The organism is Nostoc sp. DedQUE09 (assembly GCF_034530915.1).
Taxonomy (GTDB): domain Bacteria; phylum Cyanobacteriota; class Cyanobacteriia; order Cyanobacteriales; family Nostocaceae; genus Nostoc.
Map to the genome: position 1 here is coordinate 41,426 of NZ_JAVRCE010000013.1, position 20,648 is coordinate 62,073.

Genomic DNA, 20,648 nt, shown 5'->3' on the forward strand with positions numbered 1-20,648 from the left:
GGCGCAAGCTGTTTTTTTAACTTTTCGTATTTACCCTGAAGGTGTATTATGATGGGCGCTAAACTGTCATTGGTTATTAGCCATTTGTCATTAGTCCTTTGTCCAATGCCCCATACTTTGACTTCGCGGTAGTTGAGCGCAGTCGAAACTCAGTACAAGTTGCCCAATCCCCAAATTAGTTGTGTCCCAAGTTGTTTTAGAAAACGTTTATAAAAGTTTTTCCCCGCGTAAAGGGGAAAGTATTACCTCACAAACCCAATCTCCCCTCACCTCTGGGGAGAAAATTGATGAAGGGCAAGAGCGCGCGGGAAGTATCAACGTCTTGCGGCGGATTAACCTGACGATCGCAGATGGCGAATTTATGGTGCTGGTAGGCCCTTCTGGTTGTGGTAAAAGCACTCTGCTGCGATTAATCGCCGGGTTAGAAGTGATGACTGGCGGTAATATCTGGATAGGCGATCGCTTAATCAATGACTTACCACCCAAAGAACGCGACATCGCAATGGTGTTTCAAAATTACGCCCTCTATCCCCACATGACGGTGTATGACAACATCGCCTTTGGGCTGCGCCGCAGGGGAAGCAGAGGAGCAGCACTTCGGCTACGCTCAGTGACCGAGGAGCAGGGGAGCAGAGGAGAAAATACTTCCTCGTCTCAATATCTTCAGGCGTGGGCAGAAAATCTCTTTGTAGGGACGACAAGAAAGTTACCTAAAGGACTGCGCTACACTTCTGACAAAGAACGGGCGGTGGATGAACAGGTGCGTAGCGTTGCCCAGCTGTTGCAAATCGAAACATTGCTGAATCGCTTACCCAAACAGCTTTCTGGGGGACAAAGACAACGGGTTGCATTGGGAAGAGCGATCGCGCGTGACCCCCAAGTATTCTTAATGGATGAACCGCTTTCTAACTTAGATGCCAAACTGCGGGCGGAAACCCGCGCCCAAATTGTCAAATTGCAGCGTCAATTGGGGACAACGACAATTTACGTTACCCACGACCAAACAGAAGCGATGACAATGGGCGATCGTATTGCGATTATGTCTGAGGGGAAAATTCAGCAAGTCGCTTCTCCCTTAGAACTTTACAACCGTCCTGCTAACCTTTTTGTAGCAGAATTCATTGGTTCACCACCGATGAATTTTATTCCTGTGGAATTTCATGCCCCTCTATTGATTACTTGTTCCCAGTTTCGTTTCACCCTCCCAGAAGTTTGGGGAAAAGCTTTACAAAAATATGATGGAAAAACTTTAATTTTAGGCATTCGTCCAGAACACTTTAACTTGAGTATGCCTGCTACCAAAAATCTCCCAGTGCAAGTAGATTTGGTAGAGAATTTAGGTAACGATTCTTTCTTGTCTGTTAGGATTGCCGAACCGGGATCTCAACCTAAATCTATAAGTAACTATCTACAAGTACGAATACCGCCAGACCGATTTGTACAACCTGGTGAGCAACTTTGGTTATCTCTAACTCCAGAGAAAATTCACTTTTTTGACCCAGAAACCGAGTTAGCGATATTTGCCTAAAATTAATCTTGGGAATTACCAAAGGATTGATGCGATCTTAGTAATTTTGCTAGCGATGACGACTCAAATAAGTCTTCATGCTCCGTTGAAACTCTTATTGTCACTGAACATTTTCTCTTAAGTCTCACCCACGGACTTTGTAAGTACAGTTTCTTATCTAAGCAGTCAACAATGGATATAGCTAACTCGTGCATCACCTCTAAAGCTGCATTTTCATATTTTTGATACTCTTTTAGGTCTTTAATTATCATCGCTTTTATTTGTGACTGTTCAATAACAACCGTCAATCATTGGTTTTCTCAGGGAGTTGACCGCAGAATGCCAAATGAGAAGCACAAACAGAGGCTAGCGTTGGTACACCATATCTGGATCAAAATTGAGACTGAACCGGAGTATCTTCAAAAGCTGCGAGAAATGTACAATCAGAAGCCTCGTAGAAATGCCAAATAAAAAATTGCCATTTGGCAATTTTTTATTACCCGATCTTCCAATGTTAGACGTTAGTTAAGGCGTAGACGCACATTGGGTTCTAATACATCCTGAAGAGAGAATAAAGTATGCCAGAAATTAGTCGTTTTTTCGGGATGATCATCACTATGTATTATAATGACCATCCGCCCCCACATTTTCACGTAAGATACAATCAACAAAAAGCCATTATTAGCATTGAAACCTTAGAAATTTTAGAAGGTAAACTTAGCTCTAGAGCTTTTAAGCTGATATCAGAATGGGCGACTTTACATCAGAGTGAATTGATGGAAAACTGGGAACTAGCTAGAGATAATCAAACCCTCAATAGGGTCTTACCATTGGAGTAGTAAAATATGTTAAAAGATATTATTGCAGTAGAACCAAGAGAAAATTATCAACTATATATCTGTTTTGAAGACAAAATGGAAGGAATAGTTGATCTCAGTAAGCTGATTAAATTTACAGGTGTTTTTGCACCTTTGCAAGATCAAAAATACTTTGCTCAGGTTGAATTAAACCACGAATTAGGCACAATCCAATGGCAATCAGGAGCCGATCTCGACCCAGATGTTCTGTATGCAGTGATTAGCAATCAGCCTATTCCTAACTATAAGTTAAGTAGTAGTGCATGAGAGCAAAAAACTGTTAATTAGCGATGCCTACGGCGGCAAGCTACGCACCCCAAAACACCTCAATATCACAAGTGCGTAGCCGTAAGGCTTTTCGCCAGAGATCAATTTGTAAAACTGCTAAAAGATAGTGCAGATACTTCTAGCAGATGCGGATGATGGTGTTGCCAAAAACTCAAAATTTGCTCGCCGACTTTTTGAGGATAGAAGTAGTGAAAAAAATGATATCCTTCTGGGCATTCCCAAAGCTTATCTTCTGGCTTCAACCAATTTAACCAATCATGCAATACAGTTGAGTTGACTACCGGATCGCTCTTGCTACCACACACCATCATTGGCATAGAAACTCCACCTTTGGATAAATAAACCAACTTAAATAAAGAGTGCGATGATGGAGATTGTTCTAAATCTTTATCTAAGGCAGCTACTAACTTTTTAGTAGTATGAGGTGGTTGATTTCCAAAAAGACTGCGAACGGTGCTTGCTAAAACTAGCTCGCGGCTGATGCTAAAAAGTTGTCGTTGAAAGTAATAGTGAGCTTGCCAATTGTTTGCAGGTTGAGCTGCTACTGCTAGCAGGGTAAGCGATCGCACTTTTTGCGGAAATCGCCGCGCAAAGGTTAAGGCGATCGCACCACCCATACCATGCCCTGCTAAATGCACGGGGCGATCGCACCATTCTAAAAACTCATACAGCAACTCTACAGCTTGATCTATGGAACTGGCTTCATCTTTAGTTTGCTGGTATTCCCACTGGGCGACGTTTATATGCCCAGATAAATATTCAAGTAATGGTTTATCAAAACGCTGCAAAACAGGACTAGCACTTAACCATAAAATATCAAATGAATCAGACATAAATACCTATAACTTCTAAATTATCAATTTCAATAAAGGCGCACAAAAATACATGAGCTGCTTAATGAGTATTACTCTCAATAACTCTGAAGATATAGTATCAGACTTATTGAGAGTCTTTTTCATTTATTCAAGTAAACTTTTGTTAAGTATTTCAGGAAACAAACTGAAAACGAGACGAGGTAGTAAGAATTCTCGTACCTTAATTGGTCAGAAATCTCGCACTTACTCGAATACAGGTAGTAAGATGAACGCCTGAACAAAAGGGTTGAGCCTAAAAGCGATATAAGACTTGATTTGGGAAGAGTTATGTGGTAATGTTTCTTAACCAATCTAAGTACTGTAAATTTATCAATTTACCGTATTTTATAGTAAGAGCGAATAACGCACTCTGCAAGAGGATAGTTTAAATCAAACGGAAATTGCCCCTTATGCCAAAAGACTGGTTTGAATGGCACGATCTCTACAATAGTGAACCAACATTACAGCAGCGACTGCAAATTGTTCGGGAATATATTTCTCATAGCTTGGATGCATCTTTACCGGGAATCATTCGTGTAGTCAGTGTTTGCGCGGGTGATGGAAGGGATTTATTGGGAACGCTATCAAAGCACTCCCGTGCAAAAGATGTTCACGCACGACTCGTTGAACTAGACCCGAAGTTAGTTGAACGTGGAAGACTAGCTATAGAATCAGCTGGTTTGGCAAAGCAAATTGAGTTTGTTAATGGCGATGCGACAAATTCCTCCAACTATGCAGGAGCAGTGCCAGCAGACATTGTTATTGTGTGTGGTATATTCGGTAATCTAGCTGACGAAGCTGAATTGAAGCGTTTACTTCAGAACCTAAGTTTATTAAGTAAAAAAGGTTCCTTGATAATTTGGACTCGTGGAGACACTAAGGGTATTCGCCATTCTGATACTGTCCGCAAACTTTTGCGTGAAGCTGAATTTGAAGAAGTTAGTTTCAGACTCACTCCTACAGGAGATATGGCAGTAGGACTTCATCGTTATCTCGGTGAAGGTTCGGCTTTACCAGAGAATCAACAGTTATTCGTGTTTTCCGGCACCCCAAATAGAGGAACACAGGCAGTTTTTCAAACCTCTGGAGAATAAATCAGACTCTTTTCTAGAACAATTTGCTGAAGGCAGTTTTCCGGTATTTAATCAATAAAATTGATTGATAAATAGTGCGATCGCTGCTAAAAATATCGATAAAGTTTGTAGAGACGCGATAGTTCGCGTCTTGAAAGACTAATTATCTAGTCAAACCAAGTACCTTACGATATCCTCACAAAACATCCCTAATAATTACTGGTTTCAAAAACAACTTCCGTAGAGGAATCTAGAGGGAGTAAGTTTTTTGTGCATTTATGAAATTAATCCAAATACTAAAACTAGCTGTAATTCCTGTTTTGACTGTGTTGAGCTTTGTATCTACATCAAATACAGCACTAGCTGACTATTTAAATAGTCAGGGTTCAGGAGGTAATTACCGTTACGAATTATGGTCTACAGATGATAATTATTACTATTTGAAAATTTGGCGATATGAAGCAAATCCAGAAAGTGATCCATATACAACAACTCAAGGATTTGCTTCTACTAGAGAAGCTTTAATTTATTTTGATTGCAATTACGCTGAGAAAAATTTACCAGAATGTTCTCAATGATAATTTGGAACCCCCTCAAGATAATTCGTAATTGTTAATTCGTAGTTCGTAATTAAAGAATTCAATTACGAATTACGAATTATGTTAGCGTAGCCCATTACGAATTAAACTTCGGCTGGTTGATATTCTTGTTGTCTTTCCACAAACGACTGAACACGGGTGCGGTAGTTTCTCACAGTCTCATCTACCCATTCGCGATCGTTGCTATTGGCATACAAATGCACCAATGGTTCGCTAGCATCTGGTAAAACTAACAGCCAACTATCATCGTAGGGTTGACAAATTTTCACTCCATCGATGAGTTCTAGGTTTTGGGCTGGGTGAGTTTCCACCAAGTAACGCATTAAAGCACCCTTAGCTGTCCACGGGCAGCGAATTGTATAACTTTTGTGAATTACACGGGGCAATTCTGACCGCGCAGCAGCAAGCGATCGCTCCTGGATAGTCAACATCTCAATTATCTTCGCAATGCAGAACATGGAATCAAATCCCGGATGCAGTTGCGGGAAAATAAAACCAGTATCTCCACTACCTCCTAACACCACATTCGGATTCTTTTGACAAGCTTCCATTAAAGCTGTGGGGTTGGCTTTGGTGCGAATCACTCTACCATCGTGGCGACGGGCGACTTGTTCAATAGCGCTGGAAGCATGAACTGGCACTACTACCGTTCCTCTGGGGTTAGCCGTTAATATCATGTCTACCATCAGTGCTGTTAACATTTCCCCGCGAATTGGGTAGCCTGATTCATCAACTAAAATTAGTTGTTCTCCATTAGCGGATACTTGCACTCCAAAGTTAGCTTTTAATGCTTCCACTACATGACCTAACTGAGTCAGCAGTCCTTCTCTGTCAGTGATTGACATCGCCGTTTTATTGACACTGGCATTCAGTACGACTGCATCAGCACCAAATTTATCCAACATTTGGGGTAAAACTGCCCCCGATACCGCATAAACATAATCAATCACTACCTTGGCGCGACTGTTGCGGAGTGTATGAACATGCAACAGTTTCTCAAAAGCAGTGCAGTAGCGATCCATGACTTGGCTAGGATAAGATACATCGCCAATTTCATGAATTAGCGCCCGCCGCATATCTTCCTTAAAGTAAGCCCCTTCAATTTTCTTTTCTAGGGCTTTGGTGATATTAATGCCCTTGGTATCCATGAATTCAATCAAAATGTAGTCAGGGCGATCGGGATGTACCCGCACATGGATACCACCAGCTACCGACATTGTGGGTATAACTGTGCGGGCAATGGGGATAGCTGTGGCATCAAGATTTTGAATATCAATACCTACAGACATTAAACCAGCAATCAGCGATCGCGTCACCATCCGAGAAACATTACGCTGGTCACGGGAAACCGTTACCTTAGAACCAGGTTTCAAAGTAGAACCGTAAGCAGCTCCCAATTTCACCGCGAATTCTGGGGTGATGTCGATATTAGCTAATCCTTGAACACCACGTTGACCGAATAAATTTCGTTGGGCGGTGTTCCCCCAAATCAAGTTAATGTTTAAAACTGCCCCTGACTCAATCTTTTTGCTGGGCCAAACGCGCACGCCGGGGCTAATTTGGGCTTCTTCTCCCACCGTGGAAAGCGAACCCACAACAGCAGCTTCTAACACATGGGCGCGGCGGTCTACACGAGTGCCACGGGAAATTACACAGGCAGAAAGATGTGCTTCATCGCCAACAAATGCCCCATTCCACACTATGGGACGTTTGAGATTGGCATCAGCGCCAATAGTGACATTATCTCCAATTACAGTTCCGGCCTCAATTTGTACTCTTGCACCGATGCGGCAATTATCACCAATCACTGCTGGGGTTTCAATCACAGCCGTCTGGTCGATGTAAGTATTTTGGCCTACCCATAACTCATGAGAAACCTCTTTGTAGGCAAAATCTAATTGCACTTTCCGATCTAAGGCATCATATTGAGCCTCACGATAGGCATCTAAGTGACCGACATCACACCAGTAACCCTGAGCGATGTAACCATACATTGGCTCATCTTTTGCTAATAGTAAGGGGAATAAGTCTTTGGAAAAGTCACATTCAATGTTTGCTGGCAGATATTCTAAAACTTCTGGTTCGAGAATGTAAGTGCCAGTGTTGACGGTATCGGAAAAAATTTCACTACTAGAGGGTTTTTCTAAAAATCGCCGAATTCGTCTTTCCTCATCGGTAATCACCACCCCAAACTCAATCGGGTTGGGAACTCTGGTTAAAATCAAAGTAGCTTTTGACTTATTTTGTTTGTGAAATGCGATCGCCCCCGTCAGGTCAAAATCTGTTATGCTATCACCGCTAATGACTAAAAAGGTTTCATCAAGAAGTTCGGCAATATTTTTTACACAGCCTGCTGTACCCAAAGGCTGATCTTCTTCGACAGCATAAGTCATCTGGACACCAAAATCGCTGCCATCTTGAAAGTAGTCTCGCAAGACATCAGGTAAATAATGCAATGTTGCAATAACTTCTGTAATTTGATGTCGTTTGAGGAGATTGATAATATGTTCGGCAATTGGTCGATTTAGAATCGGCACCATCGGTTTGGGCAGATCGCAAGTTAACGGGCGAAGACGCGTTCCCGAACCCCCTGCCATCAGTACTGCACGCATAAATCCTCCTTAATTAGTTACAGCTTTCGCTGCTTGAAAACGTGTCAGATATATTTTGTTCTTCTTTCTCTAGTCTCCTATGGATATTGATATTTGAGGAACTTCCACAAGATGCATTACCGCAAGGCGGAAGTCAAAAGTTAAAAGTTAAAAGTCAAAAGTCAAAAGTTTTGTACAAGGCTTTTGCAAGTTTTAAAATGGTAGCTTGATTTTTGCCGCGCTGTACTAGATTGGGTATGGGGCATGGGAAAGAGGCAGAGGGGCAGAGGGGATAGGGGCAGAAAGGAAATACTTGCTCCCCTGCTCCCCTGCTCCCCTGCTCCCCTACTTCCCCTACTTCCCCTACTTCCCCTGCCCTCTTTCCCCCAGTTCCCAGCTTATTGGCAATGATAAAGTTCATATTCGTAGCCGTCTACGCTAGGCATTGATTTAGTATCAGATATAGCGCATGTTTTCACGGTTTCTGCTACGGGTGCGTGAAAGTTTACCAGCCACAAGTCAAAAGGTCGTGGTAATTTTTTTAAAGTATTTTCTAGAGCAATGGTGGAAGCATTCGGATCTTGGTTTTGATGAGCAAGGAGAAACAGGGGATTTTGGAGTGAATTGGCAAGTTTAATCTCCCTAGCAACTCCCATCATTTCGCCAGTGTGTACATAAGTTTTGTGGGTGGTGGCAATCAGTACTGGTGTTGGGGATGTTTGTTGAATTAGTTGCACAAACAGGTCAGGGCGATAATATTTTTGATAGCCGAGATTGCAGATTACTGTAACTGCACTGAAAAATCCCATTAACCAAATTAACATTACGGCTTTTTTCCCGTTTATTCCCCATTTACCTATGCTTGTTATCCCATTTTTCCCTTGCTCTGTTTCCATCCATTCTTGGGGAGGATGCCAACAAACTGCGAGACTTGTGCCTAGTAAAACAACGATCGCGGGAAAGTAAACAAAGTTATATCTAGCACCCCTAGTTAGGTCAATACCCAAAAAGTACGTAAAGATAAAGAATAAAGCGATCGCACTGATAACTACTCCCGCAAGCACCTGAATCATCATTCGACTTTTTGGGTGCTGTAGTTGAATTTTAATCCCACGCAGCAAAATTGGTACTGCCCAAATAAAGAAAGTCAGCATCACCACTCCAGAAGGAATCACAACCAAAGCTTGAGAAGATTCGACTGGTAATAGGGAAATCATTGCAATCAATGTTCCTAAAGCTTGAAAAATGGGGCTTAACCAATCTAGTCCAACGCGCGAACCTCGAATCCACTCGGTCAAAGCACCACGATTTTCATTCTCTAGCCAGGTTGGTATCCAAATTAAACCTGCCACACAAGTACCTATAGCAACGGCATAGATGCGTCGCCAGGGAGGAGAAAAGAGGAGAAAAAATTTGCTGCTAGTAGTCTGCCAACCCAAAAATGCTGGGTGAGGGCTGGGGAAAGGGGAAAGGGGAAAGGGGAAAGGATTTAAAACCTTTCCCCTTTCGCCCTTATCCTTTACCCTGCCAAGTTCACTTGGCGAACTACTAGTTTGCAATTGAAACAAAGCCAGACAAATCAAAACTACAGCTTCTGTGCAAAGGGTAAGGGTGAAAAAATAATGAGTAGCAATACCTAAAGCATTAATTCCTATCCAGAAAAGCGCTATCCATATAGGTAAAGGTGTGCGGTTTTGAATATGACGTGTGGCAGTTACTAAGCAGGTGAGCGAACCAATTACCCATAAGATTGCTAAAGTGTAATGACGCGCTTCTTGTGCTAAAAATACGCCATAAGGTGATACTGCCATCATGGCAGCAGTCAAGTGTCCTACTAATGACGAACGAAACGCGACTCTACCTAACACGTAAACACACGGGATGGAGGCAGCGCCGATTATCGCTGGTAGTAATCGCGCCCCAAACAGCGATATTAATCCTCCATCGCTAGGAAATAATTTCATCCACAGGTAAGCCAGCACAAAATACAGTGGTGGATGACTATCTTGTGTAGCTAAGTTATGAATAACATCACCAATACTAGCCGCTGGGTTTGGTTGCAGTGGTTGTAATAGGATATCAGGTGCGATCGCTTGATCGAGGGGAACTGATAAAAAAGTATTCCCCAAGCTAAACACCAAGGTGGCAAACTCATCAGTCCAAGGAGGCTTTGCAGTCAAGTTGGTGAGGCGCAAGCTGATGCCGACGATGAACCAGATTAAGATCAGCAAGAGATGAACCCAGGAAGGAGGAAGGCGATGCCAATTATGCCAATGCTTGCGTTGTGAGCCAGAGTTTTTATCTGCCAGATGCAGGAAATGGTTAGCAGATGCAGGTAGCAACGAGATAATTTGTTTGTAAAAATAAAATGCACCTTGGAAAATAACTCTCATTGCTGGGCCTCACACTCATGGATTTGTAGATTTGACGTTTGAGATTTAAGTTCGTTCTAAAATCTAAAAACAAAAATCTAAAGCTCAAATCCCTCGTTGTGATTATTTCACGTCTGTGACGCGCCAGCTAAGTTTCAAATTAATCCAGAAATTCCAGATGGTAGCAACTGCGATCGCGATCAACTTAGCTAAATACTGATTTATTTCCAAGACATTATAGAGAAAGTTAATTATTAAAGCTTGTAATATAACTCCTGCTAAACAGACCGCGCTGAACTTTAAGAATCGCTTGAAACGTTGATGCAAAGCACGTTGACCCTGAGAAATATCACTAAAAGTCCATACATCATTCCATAAGAAATTATTTACAATTGCCACTCCGGCCGAAAGAATCGTACTGCGAGTTAAACCTAAATGAATTACAGTACGCAGCAAGTGAAACACCGTTAAATCCACAAACACACCACTAAAGCCAACAAACCCAAAACGGACAAATCGACCGACAGGAAAATTGACTTTTCTACTCAATCGTCCTACTTGCCCAGTGGAAAGCCGCAATCGCACTAAATGGTGGATGTAATCTATATATTGCTTCCATGTCACTTTACTCTCGCCCTCTTTGCGTTCGCAAAACACATACCCAACCTCGGCAACTTGGTCTACTTTTCCGCGACCAATGACTTCTAGGAGAATTTTATATCCAACTGGATTGAGTGTTGCACCTGCGATCGCACTCCGGCGCACCATAAAATAACCACTCATCGGGTCAGAAACTCTGCCCAATACCCCCGGTAAGATCACCAAGCCTAACAACTGAGCGCCACGAGACAAGAAACGCCTAACAAAACTCCAGCTACTAACACCGCCTCCTTCTACATGACGGCTAGCAACTGCCAAGTCTGCTCCTTGCTCAATATTACGCAACAGTTGTATTAGTATCTCTGGTGGATGCTGTAAATCTCCATCAATCACCCCCAACACACTCCCCCTAGCTGCTTGCCACCCACGAATTACTGCTGAGGACAGTCCCCGTTCGTGTTGGCGTCGCATCACCCGCAACTGGGGGTATTCTGTCATCAAAGATTGCGCTATCTCCCAGGTTCGGTCTGGGCTATCATCATCTACTACTATTAGTTCATAGTTTCCTGTAATAGATTCATCCAGTAATTGACTCAATATGCTGACTACATTCTTGATGTTGTCGCGCTCTTTATAAGTAGGAATTACTAGAGAAAGATGAATAGAATTATCATCTGTACCCGCGGGGTTGGGGGGCAACTCTGAAATCTTTAGTGGCCCAGTTGATACTGTTAACAGCGAGTTCGATGAGTTTGTTTTCATATTCCAAATTGCAAAACGAGGGTGTGTAAAGTCTGTGGAAAATAGAATCAAACATCTGGTAACTTTATTGACCGAACCTAGTTACTCAAAAGTTGAGGAATCCTTTCGTTACAGTTAGTTGCCCTGAAAGTTTAGTAATTTCCGCACTTTGATTCCCACTATTTTCCTAAATTTCATCTAAATTTCACATCTTACCCCTTGTTTTTATGATATTATACGGAAAATTACGTATTTTTTAGCAAAATGTCCTGTACTTTTAAGTAAACTAAGTCAGCAAATATACAGTTTATTCAGCATATCTTTATAATTTTTTAATGATACTACAGGGAATATTAATCTAATATAGAGTATCGGAAATTTTGTTAATGTGCTTATAGATTATTGTTTTTACAGCAAGGTTAAGAATAAAGTGCAAATGCTGATTACATAAGCTTGTTACACGCGTAAAAACTTATTTTTTTAATGCAACAAGGATTGAATTAGTTAAACACTACAAAACAAAAAAATAAAACTATTATTTTGAGAAATACTTCTAGCTACTTCTTAACTGTAAAAGAGCTAGAAATTTCTATTTTATTTTTGAAAAAACGAATTACTCCATAAGGGTAAGAGGCAGTGAATGTTTCTTTATTACTTGTTTTTAGGAGTAATTTGATGAACCAAATGAGACTAGATATGTACAGTCCCGTTTTGGAAGATTTGTCAAGATTTAGCAGTATAAAAAATTAAGATTAACAAAAATTAATATGTTACTAAATAAGTATACTATTTAGTAGACACTGGATTGAAAATATGTCAAAAGTAACATTATAAAATCCCCCAATAGGGCATTGCAAAAAAGAGAAAAATTTTGTTTGTTATTAAAATGATGGCGTAGTTTTATTGCTTGTTTTGAGTAAATGAACCTCTAAAAATACAGGGTAGATCATGCATATTCCTGATGGATTTGTTTCTATTCCGGTGGCTGGAGCTACTGGTTTAGCGAGTGCGGCAGCACTGTTTATTGCCTTCGGGCGATCGCAAGAAGCTTTTGGTATTCGTCGTGCCCCGATATTGGGACTAACCACTGCCTTCATTTTTGCTGCCCAGATGATCAATTTTCCAGTAGCAGGAGGTACTAGTGGTCACTTGTTAGGGGGAACCTTAGCTGCGATCGTTTTGGGCAGTCCTTGGGCAGGAACCTTGTGTATCGCCACAGTTTTAATTATTCAAGCTGTGTTATTTGCTGATGGTGGTATTACTGCCTTGGGAGCAAATATTTTGAATATGGGAGTGATTGGTGTTTGGGTAGGCTGGGTTTTAACCGAAACCTTGCAACGGTTGTTTGGCGGATCTAAAGGGCGCTTACCTTTGGCTGCTGGTATAGCAGCGGGTGTAAGTGTAGTGGTAGCTGCGATCGCTTGTGCCATTGAATTAGCCCTCTCAGGAACTGCACCGGTAGCCATAGTTTTACCAGCCATGACTGGTGTGCATATTTTGATTGGTATTGGCGAAGGAATGATTACTGGGGGTGTGCTGACTTATCTGGCCACCGCTCGACCAGATTTGTTACCAGGCGAACAGCACGAGTTTCGCGGTTGGTCAGTGCCCATCGTCAGTATTTTCTTGATTGCGGGAGTGTTGTCACTCTTTGCTTCAGCATGGCCCGATGGTTTGGAGAAAGTTGCCGAAAATACTGGCTTCATTGACTTAGCAGAGAAAGTACGGATAATTGTGCCGACTCCCTTAGCTGACTATGGAATTGAGGGTTTGGGGCCAATTGGCACTAGTATCGCTGGACTGGTGGGAGCTGCGGTTTGCTTTGCTGTTGCCTTTGGAATTGCCAAGGTAGTGAAGCCGAAGAATGCTTAAACTTTCCTTACCGCTACGCTTGCAACTGTCTCTAGTGATTGTGGTGGGAGCAGCTTTATTAAAGCATCATGCCTGGTATGGACTAAGTGTATATGGCGCGATCGCAATTTTATGGGCTTGCTTCTTGCGCGTACCAATTCGCCAATTGGGAGGATTACTCGGCACAGAATTGATTTTTTTATCATTGCTAGCATTGCCCTTGGGATGGGAACGAGCCAGTTTTTTGCTAGTTCGTTCGCTAGTTTGTCTGGTGACGATGAATAGTTTTTTGTTAACCTTACCGCCCCACAGTTTCGGCATTGCCCTGAAAACCTTACCAGTACCAGCACCTTTAAAGGAAAACTTGTTATTAGCTGGGCAATATATGGAAATTTTGCTCTCAGAAGTAACGCGAATGCGGCGCAGCGCCCAACTACGCGGTCTGAATGGAACTACGGGATGGTTGCGCTATGCCAGTGCAGCCATGATTGGAGCTTTGTATCTCCGTAGTCTAGATCGGGCAGAGCGAGTCTATGCGGCAATGGTAGCTCGTGGTTACAACGGACAATTACCCATAGATTCTACCCTTAGACCAAAAGAACGTTTTGCCCTGTTACTAGCTTGGGCGATCGCTGCTAGTGTAACCCTAACTTCTTACAAAATTTAACCCACTCCCTACTAGAGACGCGACTAATTGTGTCTCTACCTAAGACGCAATTAATCGCCTCTCTACTCCCTTACATATTGAGTTTGTAAATTTTGAAATCATTAACTTCTAATCCCCAATTATCAACCCATAACCCCCATGCAGCTGTAGTCGAGGTTGAGAACCTGGTGTATTCATATTCTCGCCAGGAGCCAGTATTACAGGAAATATCTTTTACCTTGAACAAAGGCGATCGCGTTGCATTGATGGGAGCAACAGGTTCTGGAAAAAGCACCTTGTTGGAGAACTTAATCGGCTTAAAACAACCACAAACAGGAAAAATTACCATTAATGGCATCCCTGTAGAACCGCAAACTTTACCCCAAGTGCGTCGTCAAATTGGCTTTAGCTTCCAAGATGCCAACGACCAACTATTTATGCCGACTATCTTAGAAGATATTACCTTTGGGCCACGTAACTATGGGATGTCAGCAGCAGAGGCTAGCGATCGCGCCCGCCAGTTATTAGCTGATTTTGGTCTAGAAGCCTACGCCAATCGTTCCGCCCACGAACTTTCTGGTGGACAAAGACGCCTAGCCGCCCTAGCCTCGATTTTAGCCCTAGAACCAACAATTCTAATTTTGGATGAGCCGACTAACGGTCTCGATCCAGCATGGCGTCGTCATTTGGGGCAAGTATTATTAAAGTTACCCGTGCAAGCGATTTTAATTGCTTCCCACGATCTAAATTGGTTAGGCAGAGTTACTCAACGCGCTTTGGTACTGTCTGGTGGTCGTATTCAAATAGACAGCGATATTCAAGCACTGTTACAAGATGGTACTACTTTAGACCAGTTGGGTTTGCCGATAGATTGGTGATTTGGGCATTGGGCATGGGGAAAGGGAAAGGGGTAAGGGGAAAAGGGGAAAGATTAAATTTATTCCTTTTCCCTTTAACCTTTAACCTTTTCCCCTGCTCCCCCTGCCCCCCTGCCTCTTCTGCCCAATCCTCCCATTTCCCCGTAATATTGGATACTATATTGTGGGTTGAATTGCTGTTGGGGTGTTAATGTCTGTTTTACGTAAATATACTGTTCTTGCTCCTGTGAGCCTAAGTATTGCTTTGTTAGTTGCTAGTTGCAGTGACAATAAAGTTTCCCAGTGCCAGCGACTGATTCGAGTTGTGAATGCTGGAACTTCTCTAATTGATAAAAGTAAAGGAACGCAAGTGATAACTAGCATACAGCTATCTAAAGATTTAGACTTTGTGACTAAATCCATTGGAGAACTGAAGCTAAAAGATCCGAAGCTGAAAGAATTTCAAAGCGGTTTTGTGAAGATTTTTCAAAATCTTAGTCAAGCGATCGCCAAAGCAGGTAAAGCGCTTGGTGCAACCAAGACAGCACAAGCCTCAGAATCTGGAAGAGCAAAAATCCAAAAGGCTAGAGCCGAAATTGATTCAGCACTGACGACAGCTACAACTCTTGGCAAACAGTCAGATACATTAGTGAATCAGATGAATAAGTATTGTAGCGAGCCAGAATAATCTATCCTGTCTGGGGCATTGGGCGTTAGGAGTGCTGAGTGCTGAGTGCTGAGTGCTGAGTGCTGAGTGCTGAGTGCTGAGTGCTGAATGCTGAGTGCTGAGTGCTGAGTGCTGAGTTAGGAGTTAGGAGTTAAGAGTTAAGAGTTAATAGTTAGGAGTTTTGTTTATCTTCTTGTCTCCTTGTCCCCTCATTTCCTGCCCCTCTGCTCCCCTGCTTTCCCTTAACACTCTGATTCAGGGTAACTTTTATCACTTTTTTTTCAAAAATTTTCCTGATATACACCAACTTTATCTGTCAAAAGAAGTATTGGTGCAAGTCAAATGAAATACCAGGAGTGATATGAGTCTACTGATGGCGAGTGTGCTGACAACAGTGCCAATATCTGCGGTCAATTTACCAGAAAAGTCCGTAATTCTGCCAGAAAATCCGGTGCAGCAGTCAACACAGGATAATTTATCTCAAGTTGTCTCACCTGCTGAAATTACACCACCTGAATTCGTGCAACCAGATATAACCACCTCGTCAGCTATAAAAAATAAGTACGAGAATATACTTAGAAAAAGTAGAGAAAAAATTCAATTCATCAGTTCCCCTAACTTACCCGAATTAAAAGATACTCAACCTGTAACAGAAGTTGTACAGAACCAGGAAAACACAGAAGAATTTTCTCAATCTCTTCATCCCCCAGACTCAGACAACCAAATGTCTCAAGTCACCTCAGTATCGCAACTCCAGGATGTGCAACCCTCCGACTGGGCTTTTGGTGCTTTGCAGTCTTTAGTAGAACGCTATGGCTGCATTGCGGGATACGCTGATGGGACTTATCTGGGGAATCGTAGCATCAACCGTTATGAATTTGCGGCTGGTTTAAATGCTTGTTTGGAGAAGATTAACGATGCGATAGCTAACAATAAAATTAATACTGTTAATAATGAAGATTTAATCTTGCTGCAAAGGTTGCAAGGCGAGTTCAAATCAGAGTTGCAGCAATTACAGCAGCGCGTCGAAGTTGTGGAAAAGCAGACTAGTGAATTACAAGGAAATCGGTTTTCCACAACAACCAGATTATTTGGTCAAGCCATTTTTAGCGTTCAAGGAACCAATAGCCCCGATGTCGATTTGTTTCCTAGAGATGGAGTACCTGAACGCCAGGGAAAAACTAATCTGACTTTTACAAGTAGCGCCCAACTAACCTTAGCAACTTCATTTACAGGGCGAGATTTGCTACTAACAGGTCTGGCTGCGGGTAATTTGGGTTCTAATGCATCGTTGTTATCTACCAATATGGGGCGCTTGGGTTTCGAGTCAAATACAGACAACAATCTAGTTGTTAGTGACTTATCTTATCGATTTCTGGCCTCGGAGAACTTGGGAATTGTTGTAGGTACGGCGGGAGTCAACCCGATTAACACCTTTCGCGGTATTAGCCCTTTAGAAGGTTCTAGCGATGGTGCAATTTCTCTATTTGGTCAGCGCAACCCGATTTTAAGTATTGGTAACGGCAGTGGTGGTATAGGCTTTGACTGGCAGATTAGCGATCGCATTAGTTTGCAAGGCGTTTATAGTGCAGAAATACCCAATTTTCCTAGCGACACCAAGCAGGGCGGACTATTTGGCGGTAGATATACTGCTGGCGCTCAGTTAAGTTTAGCACCCACAAATAATATCGATGTCGGCGTACATTATCTTTATTCCCACTCCCCAGATGGCTTACTGGGAGGTGGTAGTGGCGATTCTCAACTGATTTCACCTTTTGCAGATCCTACAGCTTTCGATACCCAAGCCATTGGCGCTACCGTTGCTTGGCGAATTAACCCTAACTTGCATTTGGGCGGTTGGGGTGGCTTTACTTCCTCCAAACCATCTAACCTTTCTGGAAGTGTAGAAACTACTAACTGGATGGTGTTCGCGGCTTTTCCTAATTTGTTGCGTCCTGGGAATTTAGGAGGCGTTCTCGTTGGACAACCGCCCAAAATTACTTCCAGTACTTTACCCGACGGCTTCAATTTTCCCAACTTTTCTGATGGGGGGACAGCAGGTGGACGTAGTGACACATCAATTCACGTAGAAGTTTTTTACCGCGCCCAACTGAGCGACAATATCGCCTTGACTCCAGGCTTATTCGTTATTTTCAATCCCGATCACAATGCCGCTAACGATGCATTAATCGTTGGGACATTAAGAGCAAGTTTCCGGTTTTAATTTTGTACTGATGTAAACGTAATAAAATACGCTATTATAATACCGAATTTATCAGTATTAGATGCTTTCACGATCCATTAGGAGCAAGGAAAAGTCATGCGTAAACATACGCGTATTTTTTTTATATGTGATTAAAGGAGCAAATTTTTCATGAAATTAAATTCATCAGTTCAGTTGGGTTGTGTTCTTGTTAGCAGCAGCAGTTTAGCCGCAGTCTTCATCGGTTTAGGTGGAACAAGTGCTTCTGCTCAAATCACAATTCAAAGCACTGGCACATTATCAGGTACTATCCAACTCCCCAGAAATAATCCCAATTTCAATCAAAGCACTACTCGCATTGATACAGACGATACAGGGACTTACTCGCGGAACTTAGGAACTAAGAACAATCCTAATTACGTTCCTATATACAAGTCAGACTATGTGCAGGTACAAACACGTTCTGATGGTAGTCTGCATTATTTTGTTGACTTTAAAGGCATTCCGATTGTCTCCTTTAATGGCGTTCTGACTTCTCCAATTCTTTCTGGCGGTGAGTTGACACCCTATAAATACCAAGGACAATTGGCAGGAACCACATTTCAAGGAGTAGTTCAGGATGAATTTAATCTCACAAAAGCCTTATACACTGGTACTGTCACCGATCCAAACACTGGAAACCAGTATCAGGGCACTTTTGAAGTGAGTGGATATGGAGTCCGATATAGCGATCGCAATGGTAGCGCCACCCCCACAGTCTTTGATTTCAAATCTGATCTCCCAGGTTCGCCAAAGGTAACATCTTTGGAAATGACTAACGCACCCCTGGCAAGAATACAAATCAAAGTACCTGCAACTGCAACTCTCATAACTCCTACACCAACTACCGGTAGTGTTAGTACACCCACTCCCCCACCAGTAATTAGCAGTGGTAGTACACCCACTCCCCCACCAGTAATTAGCGGTGGTAGTACACCCATTCCTCCATCAGTAATTGATAGTAGTGCGATCGCCCCTATACCTGTAGTTAGTAGTGGTGCGATCGCTCCTGCATCTGTAGTTAGTGGTGGTAGTGCGATCGCTCCTGCACCTGTAGTTAGTGGTGGTAGTGCGATCGCTCCTGCACCTGTAGTTAGTGGTGGTAGTGCGATCGCTTCCTCAACACCTACAACCTATACATCTGGATCTAATTCTCCATCACTTTCTACTACACCTAATATGGAATTCAGTAGCGGTAATTCCCTAGAGGTCAATCAAATAGTTGTCAACCCTGCAACCCTTGCTCAAGTTGCTTGTTCACTGGATTCTGCCAAGAGTTGTACAATGCCCACTTCACCCAAACAAGCGATCGGCCCCCGTAGTCGAGTGCTACTGCGTTAGTTACAGACTTTCCAATAAAAAATATCCAACGAGTTCTTGTAGGGTGAACGTCTTGCCATTGGTGTAAACTTAAGCCGAAAACTATATCGGACAAGCGTTTTGCACATCCCTCATCCCCTCATCCCCTAACCCCTTCTCCCTTGGGAGAAGGGGAATGAATGTCTAGCTCCCCTCTCCCCAAGGGAGAGGGGCTGGGGGTGAGGGCAAAACGTTCTCACCAAGCGGGTTCCACGTTAAATTGACACCTATGGCGTCTCGCCTGCCCCTAAGCATGACAAAAACTTTAGGTACTTCTGGAACTCTACCAGGGCAAAATGAAATCAATATAATAGTTAACGCAGGAGCATACATTGCAATTAAAAAAGCCCACCATCAGTTATTTGCGGCGTTTTTGTTAGTCAGACTACCTTTCGGTAGTGTGTTTTACCCTGATGATTTTCTGGCTATACTAGTGACTTAAGCCAATTGATTGATAAATTTCATCCTCCAGCATAAAATACACAAAAACTCTAAATTTTGGACATATATCAGTATGTATTTACTTTTCACTGAGATAAAAATCTTGTCTGATGTTGGAGGAAATTAATTTTCTTGTAGGCTACAAAAACTTAATCGCTAAAGTTAACACTAACACTACAGAGTAAATCTAGATCAATCAAACATCTTCCGAGTAAGCACCTATGAAAGAAGAATTGATAGCCAGAGTCGTGCAGGTCTTGCAAATTAATATGAGTTGGATGACTTGGAATTTGTTTCTGGCTTTTATACCTTTGGCTTTGAGTGTCTGGCTATTTCGCATGAGGCGCGGTGGCACTTGGCTTTGGTGGCTAGGATTCTTAGTTTTCTATGCTTTCTTACCAAATGCACCATATTTGTTGACCGATGTAATTCACTTGATAGATGATATCCGCACGATTCAATCGGTGTGGATGATTACTTTAGTACTTATTCCTCTGTATTTGCTAGTAATTTTAAGTGGATTTGAAGCTTATGTAATATCGTTAATTAATTGGGGTCACTACTTACATCGCATCGGCAAGAGCCAATGGATTTGGCGCGTTGAGACGATTACACATTTGCTCTGTGCTGTTGGTGTTTATTGGGGGAGATTTTTACGTTTCAACAGTTGGGATTTTATTACTCAACCCGATGCCTTACTTACCAAGGGAGTAGAAGAAATTCTGGGAAAACAGCCCTTGGTGATTATTGCTATCACCTTTGTGGTACTTGCAAGTTTGTACTGGATTATGAAACGAGTAACTTTAGGTCTTAGCCAATCAAATAGCAGAATAGGGATGAACTCAGGACGCACCAACTCTAATACGCCAAACATTTGATCGACGTGCCGATTTCAGCTTTGAAATTTGGGGTTTTAATTAGTAATTCCCTTAATGAATATTGCCTATCAAAAGAAAGATGCAACTAAACCTTCCTTGAGGTGAAATAAACTCAGAAGCAAACGGTTGAACTTCAACCGCCATCACCTGAGAATAACGTCCTATCAGATCGTTGAATATCGATGGTCTGCTCTGATGTGGTGTATCTAGTCATGTTGATAGGAA

At 42.4% G+C, this 20,648-nt stretch carries 18 protein-coding genes; 13 read left to right on the forward strand and 5 right to left on the reverse strand.

From position 1 onward, the window contains the following. Positions 1-181: 181 nt before the first annotated feature. Positions 182-1,528: an ABC transporter ATP-binding protein gene (locus tag RMY27_RS10790; protein ID WP_322663005.1), complete on the forward strand. Its 1,347-nt coding sequence runs from the start codon at positions 182-184 to the stop codon at positions 1,526-1,528. 2 nt (positions 1,529-1,530) lie between these two features. Here the strand turns inward: RMY27_RS10790 and RMY27_RS10795 are convergent, their stop codons facing one another. Beyond that, positions 1,531-1,779: a hypothetical protein gene (locus tag RMY27_RS10795; protein WP_322663006.1), complete on the reverse strand. Its 249-nt coding sequence runs from the start codon at positions 1,777-1,779 to the stop codon at positions 1,531-1,533. Between the two features lie 306 nt (positions 1,780-2,085). Here RMY27_RS10795 and RMY27_RS10800 point away from each other — a divergent pair, with 306 nt between their 5' ends. Further along, the gene (locus RMY27_RS10800; protein WP_322663007.1) at positions 2,086-2,346 is read left to right on the forward strand and encodes a DUF4160 domain-containing protein; all 261 of its coding nucleotides are present in this window, start codon (positions 2,086-2,088) and stop codon (positions 2,344-2,346) included. 6 nt (positions 2,347-2,352) lie between these two features. After that, positions 2,353-2,631 carry a DUF2442 domain-containing protein gene (locus tag RMY27_RS10805; RefSeq protein WP_322663009.1) on the forward strand — a complete coding sequence of 93 codons (279 nt, stop codon included), beginning with the start codon at positions 2,353-2,355 and terminating at the stop codon, positions 2,629-2,631. A 101-nt stretch (positions 2,632-2,732) separates the two neighbouring features. On the opposite strand, the gene RMY27_RS10810 is transcribed toward RMY27_RS10805, so the two are convergent. Beyond that, positions 2,733-3,485, reverse strand: a complete 753-nt coding sequence (locus RMY27_RS10810) for an alpha/beta fold hydrolase (protein ID WP_322663011.1) — start codon at positions 3,483-3,485, stop codon at positions 2,733-2,735. A 431-nt stretch (positions 3,486-3,916) separates the two neighbouring features. Between RMY27_RS10810 and RMY27_RS10815 the strand changes: the two genes are divergently transcribed. Beyond that, a complete protein-coding gene (locus tag RMY27_RS10815) occupies positions 3,917-4,600 on the forward strand; it encodes a class I SAM-dependent methyltransferase family protein (RefSeq protein WP_322663013.1) in 684 nt (227 codons plus the stop codon). A 257-nt stretch (positions 4,601-4,857) separates the two neighbouring features. Next, on the forward strand, positions 4,858-5,157 hold the full coding sequence (locus RMY27_RS10820; RefSeq protein WP_322663015.1) for a hypothetical protein: 300 nt from the start codon (positions 4,858-4,860) through the stop codon (positions 5,155-5,157). Between the two features lie 104 nt (positions 5,158-5,261). Here the strand turns inward: RMY27_RS10820 and RMY27_RS10825 are convergent, their stop codons facing one another. From RMY27_RS10825 to RMY27_RS10835, 3 genes are all read right to left on the reverse strand, one after another. Further along, positions 5,262-7,790 (reverse strand): mannose-1-phosphate guanyltransferase, encoded by a 2,529-nt coding sequence (locus RMY27_RS10825; RefSeq protein WP_322663017.1) that lies wholly within the window; start codon positions 7,788-7,790, stop codon positions 5,262-5,264. Between the two features lie 377 nt (positions 7,791-8,167). Beyond that, on the reverse strand, positions 8,168-10,162 hold the full coding sequence (locus RMY27_RS10830; protein WP_322663019.1) for a phospholipid carrier-dependent glycosyltransferase: 1,995 nt from the start codon (positions 10,160-10,162) through the stop codon (positions 8,168-8,170). A gap of 102 nt (positions 10,163-10,264) precedes the next feature. Further along, the gene (locus RMY27_RS10835; RefSeq protein ID WP_322663021.1) at positions 10,265-11,503 is read right to left on the reverse strand and encodes a glycosyltransferase family 2 protein; all 1,239 of its coding nucleotides are present in this window, start codon (positions 11,501-11,503) and stop codon (positions 10,265-10,267) included. 927 nt (positions 11,504-12,430) lie between these two features. On the opposite strand from RMY27_RS10835, the gene RMY27_RS10840 reads away from it, so the two are divergent. The 8 genes from RMY27_RS10840 to RMY27_RS10875 all read left to right on the forward strand — a co-directional run bounded on the left by RMY27_RS10840 (position 12,431) and on the right by RMY27_RS10875 (position 20,423). After that, positions 12,431-13,354: an energy-coupling factor ABC transporter permease gene (locus RMY27_RS10840; protein WP_322663023.1), complete on the forward strand. Its 924-nt coding sequence runs from the start codon at positions 12,431-12,433 to the stop codon at positions 13,352-13,354. Then, entirely contained in the window at positions 13,347-14,000 is a 654-nt protein-coding gene (locus RMY27_RS10845; RefSeq protein ID WP_322663025.1) for an energy-coupling factor transporter transmembrane protein EcfT, read from the forward strand. Before RMY27_RS10840 ends, RMY27_RS10845 begins: the two co-directional genes overlap by 8 nt. Positions 14,001-14,092: 92 nt before the next feature. Continuing rightward, positions 14,093-14,857: an ABC transporter ATP-binding protein gene (locus RMY27_RS10850; RefSeq protein ID WP_322663027.1), complete on the forward strand. Its 765-nt coding sequence runs from the start codon at positions 14,093-14,095 to the stop codon at positions 14,855-14,857. Positions 14,858-15,047: 190 nt separating this feature from the next. After that, complete coding sequence (locus RMY27_RS10855) at positions 15,048-15,524, forward strand: hypothetical protein (protein ID WP_322663029.1); 477 nt, start codon at positions 15,048-15,050, stop codon at positions 15,522-15,524. Positions 15,525-15,864: 340 nt separating this feature from the next. Further along, entirely contained in the window at positions 15,865-17,727 is a 1,863-nt protein-coding gene (locus RMY27_RS10860) for an iron uptake porin (protein WP_322663031.1), read from the forward strand. Positions 17,728-17,877: 150 nt separating this feature from the next. Further along, positions 17,878-19,086 carry a hypothetical protein gene (locus RMY27_RS10865; protein ID WP_322663032.1) on the forward strand — a complete coding sequence of 403 codons (1,209 nt, stop codon included), beginning with the start codon at positions 17,878-17,880 and terminating at the stop codon, positions 19,084-19,086. Positions 19,087-19,357: 271 nt separating this feature from the next. After that, on the forward strand, positions 19,358-19,546 hold the full coding sequence (locus RMY27_RS10870; RefSeq protein WP_322663035.1) for a hypothetical protein: 189 nt from the start codon (positions 19,358-19,360) through the stop codon (positions 19,544-19,546). A gap of 220 nt (positions 19,547-19,766) precedes the next feature. Further along, entirely contained in the window at positions 19,767-20,423 is a 657-nt protein-coding gene (locus tag RMY27_RS10875; protein WP_322663037.1) for a DUF1361 domain-containing protein, read from the forward strand. Positions 20,424-20,648: the final 225 nt, after the last annotated feature.

Bases quoted from the DNA above. Each gene is read 5' to 3' on its own strand.
- RMY27_RS10870 (WP_322663035.1), top strand. From the start codon at position 19,358: ATGACAAAAACTTTAGGTACTTCTGGAACTCTACCAGGGCAAAATGAA.
- RMY27_RS10800 (WP_322663007.1), top strand. From the start codon at position 2,086: ATGCCAGAAATTAGTCGTTTTTTCGGGATGATCATCACTATGTATTAT.
- RMY27_RS10855 (WP_322663029.1), top strand. From the start codon at position 15,048: ATGTCTGTTTTACGTAAATATACTGTTCTTGCTCCTGTGAGCCTAAGT.
- RMY27_RS10840 (WP_322663023.1), top strand. From the start codon at position 12,431: ATGCATATTCCTGATGGATTTGTTTCTATTCCGGTGGCTGGAGCTACT.
- RMY27_RS10835 (WP_322663021.1), bottom strand. From the start codon at position 11,503: ATGAAAACAAACTCATCGAACTCGCTGTTAACAGTATCAACTGGGCCA.
- RMY27_RS10865 (WP_322663032.1), top strand. From the start codon at position 17,878: ATGAAATTAAATTCATCAGTTCAGTTGGGTTGTGTTCTTGTTAGCAGC.
- RMY27_RS10810 (WP_322663011.1), bottom strand. From the start codon at position 3,485: ATGTCTGATTCATTTGATATTTTATGGTTAAGTGCTAGTCCTGTTTTG.
- RMY27_RS10805 (WP_322663009.1), top strand. From the start codon at position 2,353: ATGTTAAAAGATATTATTGCAGTAGAACCAAGAGAAAATTATCAACTA.
- RMY27_RS10795 (WP_322663006.1), bottom strand. From the start codon at position 1,779: ATGATAATTAAAGACCTAAAAGAGTATCAAAAATATGAAAATGCAGCT.
- RMY27_RS10815 (WP_322663013.1), top strand. From the start codon at position 3,917: ATGCCAAAAGACTGGTTTGAATGGCACGATCTCTACAATAGTGAACCA.
- RMY27_RS10860 (WP_322663031.1), top strand. From the start codon at position 15,865: ATGAGTCTACTGATGGCGAGTGTGCTGACAACAGTGCCAATATCTGCG.
- RMY27_RS10875 (WP_322663037.1), top strand. From the start codon at position 19,767: ATGAAAGAAGAATTGATAGCCAGAGTCGTGCAGGTCTTGCAAATTAAT.
- RMY27_RS10825 (WP_322663017.1), bottom strand. From the start codon at position 7,790: ATGCGTGCAGTACTGATGGCAGGGGGTTCGGGAACGCGTCTTCGCCCG.
- RMY27_RS10820 (WP_322663015.1), top strand. From the start codon at position 4,858: ATGAAATTAATCCAAATACTAAAACTAGCTGTAATTCCTGTTTTGACT.
- RMY27_RS10830 (WP_322663019.1), bottom strand. From the start codon at position 10,162: ATGAGAGTTATTTTCCAAGGTGCATTTTATTTTTACAAACAAATTATC.
- RMY27_RS10845 (WP_322663025.1), top strand. From the start codon at position 13,347: ATGCTTAAACTTTCCTTACCGCTACGCTTGCAACTGTCTCTAGTGATT.